The organism is Streptomyces sp. NPDC046712 (genome assembly GCF_040645695.1).
Taxonomy (GTDB): Bacteria; Actinomycetota; Actinomycetes; order Streptomycetales; family Streptomycetaceae; genus Streptomyces.
Map to the genome: position 1 here is coordinate 442,151 of NZ_JBEYYW010000002.1, position 13,055 is coordinate 455,205.

A 13,055-nucleotide genomic window follows, 5' to 3' on the forward strand; every position below is an offset into this window, starting at 1 on the left:
GCCGCCCTACGACGACGCCGGACCCGCCAGCATCCCCCTGCAGTGCGCGAGAAACGCCTCGAGTGCCAGATCGAACGCGGAGTCCGCCCGTGCGGGTCCGACGGCCGCCAGCGCCTCGGCCAGCCGCGGGGTCGTCGTGTCGTCCGGAAGCTCCCACATCGCCTCCGGAGCCGCGAGGTCGAGCGCCGAGCCGAGGACCAGGTTCTCCAGGGCCACGATGACGGTCATGACCTCGGCGTTCCCGAAACCGGCCGCCAACAGCCGGACGACCGCGCGTTCGTACTGGGCGAGCACCTTCGGGGCCCGCACCGGCGAGGTCATCAGCAGCGGGATCACCCGGGGGTGGGCGGCGAACGCCGAGCGGTAGGAGCGGGCCCAGGCGGCCAGCGCCGTGTCCCACGGCTCCCGGTCCAGGGTCGAGCCGTCGATCGCGTCGCAGACCCGCTCACGCATCAGCTCGACGACCCCGGCCCGTCCGTCCACGTGGTGATACACCGAGGCCGTCTGCACACCGAGCAGCCTGGCGATCTGGGGGACGCTGAACTCGCCCTGCTCGTCGACGAGTTGGAGCGCCGTCGTGGTGATGCGCTCCCGGTCGAGCAAGGGGGTTCGCGGCCGTCCCATGTACCCGCTCTCTCTGTGAGGTCTTCACGTACGCCGTGACGGAGGCTACATTGCCGCAAACCGAAAGCCTTTAGGTTTCCTTTCGCGGAAGGGCTTCCCCTCCCATGTCCTCACCCACCTCCGACGCGCCCAAGGGGCTGAGAACCGGCACCCTCTCCACCGCCGACATCTCCTTCTTCGTCGTCTCCGCCGCCGCCCCGCTCACCGTGATGGCCGGCGTCGCCCCGATCGCCATCGTCCTCGGCGGCATCGGCGCGCCGGCCGGCTACCTGCTGGCCGGCATCACCCTGGCGATCTTCGCCGTCGGATTCACCACCATGAGCCGCCACGTCAAGAGCGGCGGCGCCTTCTACGCGTACATCACCCGCGGCCTCGGCAAACCCGTCGGCATCGCCGCCGCCCTGCTCGCCATGCTCGGCTACAACGGCATGGAGATCGGCGTCTACGGCCTGCTCGGCACCGCCACCGCCGACACCACCCACGCCCTGTGGGGCATCGACATCCCCTGGCTGCCGGTCTCCCTCGCCGGGCTCCTGCTCATCTGGTACGGCGGCTTCCGCTCCATCGACTTCGGCGCCAAGGTGCTCGGCATCCTGCTCGTCGCCGAGACCGGCATCCTCGTCCTGCTCGCCGGCGGCGTGCTCCTCGAAGGCGGCGCGAACGGGCTCTCCCTCGCCTCCTTCACCCCCGACAACGTCCTCGTCCCCGGCAGCGCGGCCGTCCTCGCCTTCGCCTTCACCGCCTTCACCGGCTTCGAGTCGACCGTGATCTACCGGCGCGAGGCCCGCGACCCGGCCCGCACGATCCCGCGCGCGACCTACATCGCCGTCTGCTTCCTCGGCCTCTTCTACGCCTTCGTCGTGTGGACCGTCATCCAGGCCTTCGGCGACGACAAGGTCGTAGAGGCCGCGGCCGGCGACACCGGCGGGCTCTTCTTCGCCGCGATCACCACCTATGTCGGCGCCTGGGCCGCGGACCTGATGCACGTCTTCATCGTCACCAGCGTCCTCGCCTCGCTGCTCGCCTTCCACAACGCGATCAACCGCTACGGTCTCGCCCTCGCCGAGGAAGGCGTCCTGCCGCCGGTCTTCGGCAAGGTCCACCCCCGCCACCGTTCCCCGTACGTCGCCGGCCTCGCCCAGACGGTCCTCGGCCTCGCCGTGGTCCTCGGCTTCGCGGCCGCCGGAGCCGACCCGTACACCCAGCTGCTGCTCTGGGTGAACACGCCCGGCGGGATCGGTCTGATGGCCCTCCAACTGCTCGCCGCGCTCGCCATCCCGTGCTACTTCCGCCGCGTCCGCCACGACGAAGGGGTCCTGCGCACCGTCGTCGCGCCGGTCGCCGCGGCCGTCCTGCTCGCCGGCGCGATCGTCCTGGTCGTCTCCAAGATCGACGTCTTCACCGGAGCCTCGCGCACCGTCAACACCGTCCTCGTCGCCCTCGTCCCCACCGTCTTCGGCCTCGGGCTCCTCCTCGCGTACCGGCTCCGCCGCACCCGCCCCGAGGTCTACGCGAACTTCGCCGCGGAGCCCGAATCCGCGGAGCCCGAATCCGCGGAGCCCGAATCCGCGGAGCCCGAATCCGCAGAGCCCGCATCCGCAGAGCAGGAAGAAGGAGCGTCATCCTCGTGTCCGCACCCGACCTCGTCCTCGTCAACGCCCATGTCCGCGATCCGGAACTCACCGGCGCCACTGCCGTCGCCGTCCGCGACGGACTGATCACCGCCGTCGGCGACGACACCGACGCCCGCGCCTGGCGCGGCGCGGGGACCGAGACGGTCGACCTCGGCGGCGCCACTCTCACCCCCGGCCTCACCGACGCCCACAGCCACCCCGTCTGGGGCCTGGAGATGTTCACCGGCACCGACCTCTCCGCCGTGCGCGACCTCGAAGAGCTGCGCGCGGTCCTCGCGACGGCCGAGCGCCGCGACGGCTGGATCGTCGGCTTCGCCCTCGACCACAACGTCTTCGGCGGCCGGCCGATCCACCGCGAGCTCATCGAGGACGTCCTCGGCGGCGCCCCCGCCCTCCTGCGGCTCTACGACGGCCACTCCGCCCTCGCGAGCGGGACGGCCCTGAAGGCCGCGGGCATCCACGGGCCGCGCACCTTCGCCCAGCGCTCCGAGATCGTCTGCGACGGCGAAGGGCGGCCCACCGGCCATCTGATCGAGCACGCGGCCATGGACCTCATGACCCCCGTCCTGCCCGCCCAGCCGTACGCAGAGCGGCGCGACCGGCTCGTCGAGCTGCTGAGCTCCATGGCCGCCACCGGACTGACCGGCGCCCATGTCATGGACCTCGGCGGCCATGACGTCCCCGGGCTGCTCACCGCACTGGAGGCCGACGGCGACCTGCCGCTGCGCCTCCGGCTCGCCCCCTGGTGCATGCCAGGCGCCGACCGGGAGGAGCTGGAGGAGCTGGTACGGCTCCAGGAGCGGTCCGGGCGCCTGTGGCGGGTCGGCGGCGTGAAGTTCTTCATGGACGGAACCGTCGAGGGCGGGACGGCCTGGCTGGAACACGCCGACTGCCACGGCCAGGGCACCGACGCCTTCTGGCCCGACCCGGCCGCCTACTCCGCCGCTGTACGCCACTTCCACGAGGCCGGGGTCGGCACCGCCACGCACGCCATCGGGGACGCGGCCGTCCGGCACGTCCTCGACACGGTGGAGGCACTGGGTGGCGGAGGCCCCCGGCACCGGATCGAGCACATCGAGACCGTCCCGGACGGCCAGCTTCGCCGGTTCGCCGCGCTCGGTGTCGTCGCCTCGATGCAGCCCCCGCACACCGCCTACACCCGCGCCGACCACACCGACGAGTGGTCCAAGCGGCTGGGCGACGAGCGGGCGGACCGCGCCTGGCGCTGCCGGGACCTGCGGGACGCGGGCGCGTACCTCGCGCTCGGCTCGGACTGGCCCATCGCCCACCACGACGCCCGTCAGGTCCTGGCCACCGCCCAGGCCCCGCGCGGCGCCGCCTCCGCGCACCACGGCCTGACCGGCCTCATGGCGCTGGAGGGCCTGACCACGCACGCGGCGGTCGCGGCAGGGGAGGAGAGGATCGCGGGCCGGATCGCCCCCGGTCACCGGGCCGATCTGACGGCGTTCACGGTCGACCCCGTGACGGCACCCGCCGACGAGACAGAAAAGGCACCGATCCGGCTCACGACGGCCGGCGGCCGGATCACTTACCGGAGCTGAGCCGCTCCGGCTGCGCCTCGCGGTCCGTCTCCGTCGCCGTCTCGGTCACCGGGGACGGGCCGCCCTGCGCGACCGGTTTCGGGGTTTCCACCAGCTTGGGCAGGCGCTGCGGAAGCGCGCCGTACCAGCAGTAGGAGACGGTGAAGCCGAAGGCCAGGCAGATCATGCCGCCCACGGCGTCCAGCCAGAAGTGGTTGGCGGTGGCCACGATCACGACCAGGGTCGCGGCCGGGTAGAGCAGGCCGAGGATGCGGGCCCAGGGCGCCGAGGCGAGCGCGAAGATGATCAGTCCGCACCAGAGGGACCAGCCGATGTGCATCGACGGCATCGCCGCGTACTGGTTCGACATGTGCTTGAGGTTGCCCGAGGCCATCGAGCCCCAGGTGTGGTGCACCAGGACCGTGTCGACGAAGCTCTGGCCGTTCATCAGCCGGGGCGGCGCGAGCGGATACAGGTAGTAACCGACGAGCGCCACACCGGTCGTGGCGAAGAGGACCGTGCGGGACGCTGCGTAACGGCCCGGCTGCCATCGGTACAGCCACACGAGCACACCGATCGTCACGACGAAGTGCAGGGTGGCGTAGTAGTAGTTCATCGACACGATCAGCCATGTCACCGAATTGACGGCATGGTTGACGCTCTGCTCGAAGGCGAGCCCGAGAGACTTCTCGACGTCCCAGATCCAGTCGGCGTTCTTCAGCGCCTGGGCCTTCTGCTCCGGTACCGCGTTGCGGATGAGCGAGTACGTCCAGTAGCTGACGCCGATCAGCAGGATCTCGAACCAGATCCTGGGACGGCGCGGCGCACGCAGGCGTGCCCGCACTCCGTCACCGTCCGGCATGGGTGACGGGCTGGCCGCCGTCCGGCCTTCCAAACTCTTCACGGTCGCTTCACCCATAGGAGGAGAGTCTGCCAGATCCATTCCCTTCGTCCGATCATCCCTCGGACGGGTTCGGGGCGCACATGCTCCCTCCTGAGAAGGAGCCCGGATCAGTGGTTTCCCTGACCCGGGGCAGAAGCAGTTGAACCACGAACGACCAGCTCGGGCATGAAGACGAACTCGCTGTGCGGGGCCGGGGTCCCCCCGACCTCCTCCAGGAGCGCCCGGACCGCGGCCTGCCCCATCGCCTGCACGGGCTGGCGGATGGTGGTGAGCGGCGGATCGGTGAACGCTATGAGAGGCGAGTCGTCGAAACCGACGACGGAGACGTCCCGGGGGACCTGGAGCCCCTGCTGACGGGCGGCCCGGATGGCACCGAGGGCCATCATGTCGCTCGCGCAGACGACGGCCGTGCAGCCGGCGGCGATCAGGGCCCCGGCGGCGGCCTGGCCGCCCTCCAGGGTGTACAGCGAGTGCTGGATCAGCCCCTCGGACTCCTCGGGGGTGAGGCCGAGCCGCTCCTTCATCCCGCGCTGGAACCCCTCGATCTTGCGCAGGACGGGCACGAACCGCTTCGGCCCCACCGCGAGCCCGATCCGGGTGTGCCCGAGCGCGGCCAGATGCGTCACGGCCAGCTGCATCGCGGCCCGGTCGTCGGGCGAGACGAAGGGGGCCTGCACCTTGGGGGAGAAACCGTTGATGAGGACGTACGGGACGCCCTTGCCGCGCAGCTGGTCGTAGCGCGTCATGTCGGCGGTGGTGTCGGCGTGCAGCCCGGAGACGAAGATGATCCCGGAGACGCCCCGCTCGACCAGCATGTCGGTGAGCTCGTCCTCGGTGGACCCGCCGGGGGTCTGGGTGGCGAGGACGGGGGTGTAGCCCTGGCGTGTCAGGGCCTGCCCGATGACCTGCGCGAGCGCGGGGAAGATCGGGTTGTCCAGTTCGGGGGTTATCAGCCCGACGAGCCCGGCGCTGCGCTGACGCAGTCGTACGGGCCGCTCGTACCCGAGGACGTCGAGTGCGGCAAGCACGGATTCACGGGTGGCCGCGGCCACACCGGGCTTGCCGTTGAGCACGCGGCTGACTGTGGCTTCACTGACCCCCGCCTGGGCTGCGATGTCGGCGAGCCGCGCGGTCATGGGAGTGGACTGTACCGGTCGCACGTCAGATTGCCCACCAAACGCAGGAGTCGGCGGGAACCCGGACGTTGCGCGCATCGGCGACGTGGGCGGTGAACTCCCCGGCGGGGGAGGGGAGTACGGGAGCGGTGCCCCCCATTCCCCCGTTGCCGTCAGGGCCTTCGGCCGCCGGGCCGATGCCCCGCCGGGCTTCGCCGGCGAGCTGCCCGGCGCGCGGGCGTCCGTCCGCCACCGGCAGGACGGACGCGGAGGCCACACGTCCGCCGCCGTCCGGCGAAGCCGGGGCGAACAGCGCCGTGCGCGGGGCCTCGGCCGCAGGGCCGTCGCCCTCCGCGCCGTCGGCGCGCGTCGTGCTGCTCAGCAGGGGCGAGCCGGTGAGCGGCAGGGCCACCGCCCGCGCCGTCGTGTTCAGCGTGACCAGGACGTCGCCGCCCTCCGCGCGGCGGCGGAAGGCCAGCACTCCCTCCGGGGCGTCCAGCCACTCCACCGTGGCGCCCGCGCCGAGGGCCGGGTGCTCCCTGCGCAGGCGGAGGGCCTGCCGGTAGAGCGTCAGGGTGGAGGACGGGTCGGCGCTCTGGGTCTCGACGCTCAGGGCCGACCACTCCGGGGGCTGCGGGAGCCAGGCACCCGCCGGGCCGAAGCCGTACGAAGGGCCGTCGGCGGTCCAGGGCAGGGGGACCCGGCAGCCGTCGCGGAGCCCGTCCTGGCCCTCGCCGCGCAGGAACGCCGGGTCCTGGCGGAGCTCGTCCGGCAGGTCGGTGACCTCGGGCAGGCCCAGTTCCTCGCCCTGGTAGACGTACGCCGAGCCGGGCAGCGCCAGCATCAGCAGCGCCGCCGCCCGGCCGCGTTCCGGGCTCCCGTACCGCGTGGTGTGCCGCACCACGTCGTGGTTGGAGAGGACCCATGTCGTCGCAGCCCCCACCGAGGCCGTCGCGCGCAGCGACGCGTCGACGACCGACCGCAGCGCCCCCGCGTCCCACGCGCAGTTCAGGAACTGGAAGTTGAACGCCTGGTGCAGCTCGTCGGGACGTACGTACAGGGCGAGTCGCTCGGGCGTCGGCGCCCACGCCTCCGCCACCCCGATGCGATCGGGGCCGTACGACTCCAGGAGCCGGCGCCAGCCCCGGTGGATCTCGTGCACCCCGTCCTGGTCGAAGAAGGGCAGCCGCTGGGTGCCGATCAGCTGCGCCTGCTGCCCGTGCCCGATGTCGGGCAGGCCCTCCGCCTTGACCATGCCGTGGGCGACGTCGATCCGGAAACCGTCCACCCCCAGGTCCAGCCAGAACCGGAGCACGGAGTCGAACTCGGCCCGTACCTCCGCGTTCTCCCAGTTCAGGTCCGGCTGCTCGGGCGCGAAGAGGTGCAGGTACCAGGAGCCGTCCGCCACCCGCGTCCACGCCGGGCCGCCGAAGACGGACTCCCAGTCGTTGGGGGGCTGCGAGCCGTCCGCGCCCCGCCCCGGGCGGAACACGTACCGGTCCCGGCCCACCCCCGCGAGCGCCGCCTCGAACCAGGGGTGCCGCTCCGAGGTGTGGTTGGGGACGATGTCCACGATGACCTTCAGGCCGAGCGCGTGCGCCGCGCGCACCAGGTCGTCGGCGTCCGCCAGGTCCCCGAAGACCGGGTCGACCGCCCGGTAGTCCGCCACGTCGTAGCCGCCGTCCGCCTGCGGCGAGGCGTAGAACGGCGTCAGCCACACCGCGTCCGCCCCAAGACCGGCGATGTGCGGCAGCCGCTCCCGTACCCCGCGCAGGTCCCCGATCCCGTCGCCGTCGCTGTCCGCGAAGGAACGGACGTACACCTGGTAGATGACGGCGTCCCGCCACCACTGCGGGCTGCTGCCGCAAGGGCTTGCAAGGACCTGCGGCGACGGTGAGGTGAGCTCGTGGGCCATGTGCGGTGTCCCTCTCGCGTGTTCGGGGTGCCGGGCGTTTTCTTGACCAACGAGGTCAAAGCGGTCATGAAACGGCCCTGCAAGCCATGATGCAAAGGTTTGCAGTCCCCACCGCACCCCGCAAGAGGCCCTCGATCGCTGCTGTCAAGCGACTCGTCGGCAACCTTCAGGACACGCGGGTGTAACGATCGCCGGTCCTTGCAGAAAGTTCTCGCAAGCTCTTTCGGCTCGTTTTCATCCCTGTTACGTTCCTGGCAACCCGGCGCGCCGCGAGGGAGCGGTCGCATGAGGCAGGTTCCAGCCCCTCGTCCCCCCGGGATCAGTTGAAGGAGTTCACATGCGGCGTGGCATAGCGGCCACCGCGCTGGTCGCGGCCCTGGGCGTGACCCTGGCGGCGTGCGGAAGCGGCGACGGTTCTAACGGCGGCGGCTCGAAGAGCTCGGGCGAGCTCTCCGGCACGGTGACCTGGTGGGACACGTCGAGCGTCGGCAGCGAGGACAAGGTCTTCAAGAAGCTGGCCGAGGGCTTCACCAAGAAGCACCCGAAGGTCACTGTCAAGTACGTGAACGTGCCGTTCGGTGAGGCGCAGAACAAGTTCAAGAACGCCGCCCAGTCCGGCTCCGGCGCTCCTGACGTGATCCGCTCCGAGGTCGCCTGGACCCCGGACTTCGCCAACCTCGGCTACCTCGCGCCGCTCGACGGCACCGCCGCCCTGAAGAACCAGGACGACTTCCTCAAGCAGGCCGCGGCTTCCACGAAGTACAACGGCAAGACCTACGGCGTGCCGCAGGTCATCGACTCCATGGGCATCTTCTACAACAAGAAGATCTTCAAGGAGGCCGGTGTCGAGGCCCCGAAGAGCGTCGACGAGCTCAAGTCCGTCGCCGCCAAGATCAAGGAGAAGACCGGCAAGACCGGTCTCTACCTGCGCGGCGACGACGCCTACTGGTTCCTCTCCTTCCTGTACGGCGAGGGCGGCGACCTGGTCAACGCCGAGGGCAAGACGGTCACCGTCGACAACGCCGCCGGTGTGAAGGCGTTCAAGACCGTCAAGGACCTGGTCGACTCGAAGGCGGCGATCACCGACGCCACCAACGGCTGGGACAACATGCAGGCCGCCTTCAAGGACGGCAAGGTCGCGATGATGATCAACGGCCCGTGGGCCGTCGCCGACACCCTCGCGGGCAAGGAGTTCGCCGACAAGGCCAACCTGGGCATCGCCCCGGTCCCGGCCGGCTCGGGCGGCCAGGGCGCCCCGCAGGGCGGCCACAACCTCGCCGTCTACGCGGGCTCCAAGAACCTGGACGCCTCGTACGCCTTCGTCGAGTACATGACCTCCGCCGAGGCGCAGGCCACCACGGCCAAGGAGCTGAGCCTGCTCCCGACCCGTGAGTCCGTCTACATCAAGCCGGACGTCGCGAGCAACGAGATGATCTCCTTCTTCAAGCCGGTCGTCGAGAAGGCCGTCGAGCGCCCCTGGATCCCCGAGGGCGGCAGCCTCTTCGCCCCGCTGCAGACCGAGTACACCAAGGTCCTCACCGGCCAGTCCACCCCGGAGCAGGGCGCCAAGACGACGGGCGACGCCTACCGCAAGCTCCTGAAGGACTGGAAGTAACAAGGAAGCGCGAAGGAAGGCAGGCCGGCTGATGGCGCTGGACACCAGCAGCCAGTCGGCGGTGAAGGCCGCGGGCGACGACGCCCGCGGCCGGCACCGTGGTACTGGCACCCGTGGGAGCAAGACCCGACGCTCCCTCTCCACCCACTGGTACGCCTGGGCGATGATCGCCCCGGTGACCATCGTGATCGCCGTGATCATCGGTTATCCGCTGGGACGAGGGGTCTACCTCTCCCTCACCGACGCCAACGAGCGCAACGTCGCGCGAAGCATCGGCGTCAACCAGATCCCCGCGACCTACGAGTTCGTGGGCCTGGACAACTACACCGAGGCGATCACCGGCGGCCAGTTCCTCGGCACCCTCGGCTGGACGCTGCTGTGGACGGTGTCCTGCGTCTCCGTCACCTTCGCCCTCGGCCTCGCCCTCGCCAACATCCTCAACCGGAAGATCGCCGGCCGCTCCGTCTACCGGATGCTGCTGATCCTTCCCTGGGCGGTGCCCGGCTTCGTCTCCGTCTTCGCCTGGCGCTTCCTCTACGACGAGCGCCGCGGCATGCTCAACCAGATCCTCGCGGGCGGCGGCATCGACGCGGTGCCGTGGCTCAACGACCCCACCTGGGCCAAGTTCTCGGTCATCGCCGTCAACGTCTGGCTCGGCGTCCCGTTCATGATGGTCGCCCTCCTCGGCGGACTGCAGTCCATCCCCGGCGAGCTCTACGAGGCCGCCGAGATGGACGGCGCCAACGCCTGGCAGCGCTTCCGCCACATCACCCTGCCCGGACTGCGGTCCGTGTCCACCACGGTGATCCTGCTGAGCACCATCTGGACCTTCAACATGTTCCCGGTGATCTTCCTGCTCACCCGGGGCGGGCCAGGCGAGGCCACCCAGATCCTGGTCACCCAGGCGTACAAGTTCTCCTTCGAGATCAGCCCCCGTGACTTCGCCCAGTCGTCCACCTGGGGCGTCCTGATCCTGATCCTCCTGATGGCCTTCGCCGCGGTCTACCGGCGAGTCCTCCGCAAGCAGGGAGAAGTCTGGTGACCACCGCACAGACCACCACGGCCAACGTGCCGACCCGCGGCCGCCGTTCGCCGCTCGCCTCGATCGGGCTGCACGCCACCCTGATCGTCGCCTCCGTGATCGCCGTCTTCCCGGTGCTGTGGGTCCTGCTCACCTCGCTGAAGCCGGCGAAGTACGCGACCACGACCGACTTCTTCAAGGAGACGACGCTCGCGAACTACACGGACCTGCTCAAGAACACCGAGTTCCTCACCTGGTTCGGCAACTCGGTGCTCATCGCGGGCCTGACCACACTCCTCGGCGTCTTCATCGCCGCCACCACCGGCTACGCCGTGAGCCGCTTCCGCTTCCCCGGCAAGCGCGGACTGATGTGGACGCTGCTGATCACCCAGATGTTCCCGGTCGCCGTCCTGATCGTGCCGATCTACAACATCATGTCGTCGCTCGGCCTGCTGAACAGGGCGGCCGGCCTGGTCATCACGTACCTCACCATCGCCGTCCCCTTCTGCGCCTGGATGATGAAGGGCTTCTTCGACACCATCCCGCGCGAGATCGACGAGTCGGGCCAGGTCGACGGCCTCAACCCGTTCGGCACCTTCTGGCGGCTGATCCTGCCGCTCGCCAAGCCCGGCCTCGCGGTGACCGCGTTCTACTCCTTCATCACCGCCTGGGGAGAGGTCGCCTACGCCTCCGCCTTCATGGTCGGCGACGAGAACCTCACCCTGGCCGGCGGTCTGCAGAAGTTCGTCAACCAGTACGGCGCCCAGTGGGGTCCGATGTCCGCGGCCTCCGTGCTCATCGCCATCCCGGCCGCGCTGGTGTTCCTCTTCGCCCAGCGGCACCTGGTGACCGGCATGTCCGCCGGCGCTGTCAAGGGCTGAGCCCTGAGCACCCCCCTTCTACGTACCTCCTTACCTCCCAAGGAAGACATGACCCAGCACCTCGCTGCCCCCGCCGCCGCCCCGACCACCGGCACGCACACGGGCTGGTGGAGAGACGCGGTGATCTACCAGGTCTACCCGCGCAGCTTCGCCGACGGAAACGGCGACGGCATGGGCGACCTGGAGGGCATCCGCGGCCGGCTGCCGTACCTGAAGGAGCTCGGCGTCGACGCCGTCTGGCTCAGCCCGTTCTACGCCTCCCCGCAGGCCGACGCCGGCTACGACGTCGCCGACTACCGGGCCATCGACCCGATGTTCGGCAGCCTCCTCGACGCCGACGCGCTCATCCGCGAGGCGCACGAGCTGGACCTGCGGATCATCGTCGACCTGGTGCCCAACCACTCCTCCGACCAGCACGAGTGGTTCCAGCGCGCGCTGCGCGAGGGTCCCGGCTCCCCGCTGCGCGAGCGCTACCACTTCCGGCCGGGCAAGGGCGAGAACGGCGAACTGCCCCCCAACGACTGGGAGTCCATCTTCGGCGGCCCCGCCTGGACGCGGGTCGAGGAGGCGGACGGCACCCCCGGAGAGTGGTACCTGCACCTCTTCGCGCCCGAGCAGCCCGACTTCAACTGGGAGCACCCCGCCGTACGCGACGAGTTCCGCTCCATCCTGCGCTTCTGGCTCGACATGGGCGTCGACGGCTTCCGCGTGGACGTCGCCCACGGTCTGGTCAAGGCCGAGGGCCTGCCCGACATCGGCGCCCACGACCAGCTCAAGCTGCTCGGCAACGACGTCATGCCGTTCTTCGACCAGGACGGTGTCCACGAGATCTACCGCTCCTGGCGCCAGGTCCTGAGCGAGTACGACGGGGAGCGCGTCCTCGTCGCCGAGGCGTGGACCCCGACCGTCGAGCGCACCGCGAACTACGTGCGCCCCGACGAGATGCACCAGGCCTTCAACTTCCAGTACCTGGGCACCCACTGGGACGCCGCCGAGCTGCGCCGGGTGATCGACGCCTCGCTCGCCGCGATGCGTCCCGTCGGCGCCCCGACGACCTGGGTGCTCTCCAACCACGACGTCACCCGGCACGCCACCCGCTTCGCCAACCCGGCGGGTCTCGGCACCCAGCTGCGTGAGCCGGGCGACCGCGAGCTGGGCCTGCGCCGGGCCCGCGCCGCGACGCTCCTGATGCTGGCGCTGCCCGGATCGGCGTACGTCTACCAGGGCGAGGAGCTCGGCCTGCCGGACGTCACCGACCTGCCCGACGAGGTCCGCCAGGACCCGTCGTTCTTCCGGGCCACCGGCCAGGACGGCTTCCGCGACGGCTGCCGGGTGCCCATCCCGTGGACCGTCGAGGGCACGTCGTACGGCTTCGGCAGCGGCGGCAGCTGGCTGCCGCAGCCCGCCACCTGGGGCGGGCTGAGCGTCGAGGCGCAGGCCGGGGACCCCGGTTCCACCCTGGAGCTGTACCGCAGCGCGCTCGCCGTGCGCCGCGAGCGCCCCGAACTCGGTGCGGGCGAAGGCGTCGAGTGGCTGGAGGCACCCGAGGGTGTGCTCTCCTTCCGCCGCGACGGCTTCGTCTGCACCGCCAACACCACCGGTCGGGCCATCTCCGTCCCGCTGCCCGGCCGGTTCCTCCTCTCCAACGAGCCGGTCTCCCACGGGGAAGGCGTCGTGGAGCTGCCCGCCGACACCACCGTCTGGTGGGCGGTGTCGGCCACCGGCCGCGGGACGGCCGTCGTCGGAGGCGATCCGCAGGGCGCGGTCGAAGGCCACCCAGGACATCACGCGGCCGTACGTGAAGT

At 70.7% G+C, this 13,055-nt stretch carries 9 protein-coding genes and 1 pseudogene; 6 read left to right on the forward strand and 4 right to left on the reverse strand.

Translation table 11 applies throughout. The annotated features are described in order from the left end of the window. Window positions 1-6 precede the first annotated feature (6 nt). Window positions 7-624 carry a TetR/AcrR family transcriptional regulator C-terminal domain-containing protein gene (locus tag ABZ939_RS04345; RefSeq protein ID WP_361849053.1) on the reverse strand — a complete coding sequence of 206 codons (618 nt, stop codon included), beginning with the start codon at window positions 622-624 and terminating at the stop codon, window positions 7-9. Window positions 625-728: 104 nt separating this feature from the next. On the opposite strand from ABZ939_RS04345, the gene ABZ939_RS04350 reads away from it, so the two are divergent. Both ABZ939_RS04350 and ABZ939_RS04355 read left to right on the forward strand, forming a co-directional pair. Beyond that, window positions 729-2,342, forward strand: coding sequence for an APC family permease (locus ABZ939_RS04350; protein ID WP_361849056.1), 1,614 nt, complete (start codon window positions 729-731; stop codon window positions 2,340-2,342). Continuing rightward, window positions 2,252-3,820, forward strand: coding sequence for an amidohydrolase (locus tag ABZ939_RS04355; RefSeq protein WP_361849059.1), 1,569 nt, complete (start codon window positions 2,252-2,254; stop codon window positions 3,818-3,820). Before ABZ939_RS04350 ends, ABZ939_RS04355 begins: the two co-directional genes overlap by 91 nt. Here ABZ939_RS04355 and ABZ939_RS04360 read toward each other — a convergent pair. The 3 genes from ABZ939_RS04360 to ABZ939_RS04370 all read right to left on the reverse strand — a co-directional run bounded on the left by ABZ939_RS04360 (window position 3,804) and on the right by ABZ939_RS04370 (window position 7,733). Then, window positions 3,804-4,718, reverse strand: a complete 915-nt coding sequence (locus ABZ939_RS04360; RefSeq protein ID WP_361849062.1) for a phosphatase PAP2 family protein — start codon at window positions 4,716-4,718, stop codon at window positions 3,804-3,806. The genes ABZ939_RS04355 and ABZ939_RS04360 overlap by 17 nt on opposite strands. 92 nt (window positions 4,719-4,810) lie before the next feature. Further along, a complete protein-coding gene (locus tag ABZ939_RS04365; protein WP_361849065.1) occupies window positions 4,811-5,839 on the reverse strand; it encodes a LacI family DNA-binding transcriptional regulator in 1,029 nt (342 codons plus the stop codon). 25 nt (window positions 5,840-5,864) lie between these two features. Then, window positions 5,865-7,733, reverse strand: coding sequence for a glycoside hydrolase family 13 protein (locus ABZ939_RS04370; protein WP_361849068.1), 1,869 nt, complete (start codon window positions 7,731-7,733; stop codon window positions 5,865-5,867). A gap of 337 nt (window positions 7,734-8,070) precedes the next feature. Between ABZ939_RS04370 and ABZ939_RS04375 the strand changes: the two genes are divergently transcribed. From ABZ939_RS04375 to ABZ939_RS04390, 4 genes and pseudogenes are all read left to right on the forward strand, one after another. After that, window positions 8,071-9,348 (forward strand): extracellular solute-binding protein, encoded by a 1,278-nt coding sequence (locus tag ABZ939_RS04375; RefSeq protein WP_361849071.1) that lies wholly within the window; start codon window positions 8,071-8,073, stop codon window positions 9,346-9,348. 31 nt (window positions 9,349-9,379) lie between these two features. Then, window positions 9,380-10,390, forward strand: a complete 1,011-nt coding sequence (locus tag ABZ939_RS04380) for a sugar ABC transporter permease (protein ID WP_361849074.1) — start codon at window positions 9,380-9,382, stop codon at window positions 10,388-10,390. After that, window positions 10,384-11,250, forward strand: a complete 867-nt coding sequence (locus ABZ939_RS04385) for a carbohydrate ABC transporter permease (protein WP_361849152.1) — start codon at window positions 10,384-10,386, stop codon at window positions 11,248-11,250. Before ABZ939_RS04380 ends, ABZ939_RS04385 begins: the two co-directional genes overlap by 7 nt. A 48-nt stretch (window positions 11,251-11,298) precedes the next feature. Next, a pseudogene (locus ABZ939_RS04390) lies at window positions 11,299-12,963 on the forward strand (glycoside hydrolase family 13 protein); the annotation flags it as partial. Window positions 12,964-13,055: the final 92 nt, after the last annotated feature.

What these genes read in the sequence shown, in the direction of transcription:
- ABZ939_RS04370 (WP_361849068.1), bottom strand. Translation starts at nt 7,733, where the DNA reads ATGGCCCACGAGCTCACCTCACCGTCGCCGCAGGTCCTTGCAAGCCCT.
- ABZ939_RS04345 (WP_361849053.1), bottom strand. Translation starts at nt 624, where the DNA reads ATGGGACGGCCGCGAACCCCCTTGCTCGACCGGGAGCGCATCACCACG.
- ABZ939_RS04365 (WP_361849065.1), bottom strand. Translation starts at nt 5,839, where the DNA reads ATGACCGCGCGGCTCGCCGACATCGCAGCCCAGGCGGGGGTCAGTGAA.
- ABZ939_RS04350 (WP_361849056.1), top strand. Translation starts at nt 729, where the DNA reads ATGTCCTCACCCACCTCCGACGCGCCCAAGGGGCTGAGAACCGGCACC.
- ABZ939_RS04360 (WP_361849062.1), bottom strand. Translation starts at nt 4,718, where the DNA reads ATGGGTGAAGCGACCGTGAAGAGTTTGGAAGGCCGGACGGCGGCCAGC.
- ABZ939_RS04375 (WP_361849071.1), top strand. Translation starts at nt 8,071, where the DNA reads ATGCGGCGTGGCATAGCGGCCACCGCGCTGGTCGCGGCCCTGGGCGTG.
- ABZ939_RS04380 (WP_361849074.1), top strand. Translation starts at nt 9,380, where the DNA reads ATGGCGCTGGACACCAGCAGCCAGTCGGCGGTGAAGGCCGCGGGCGAC.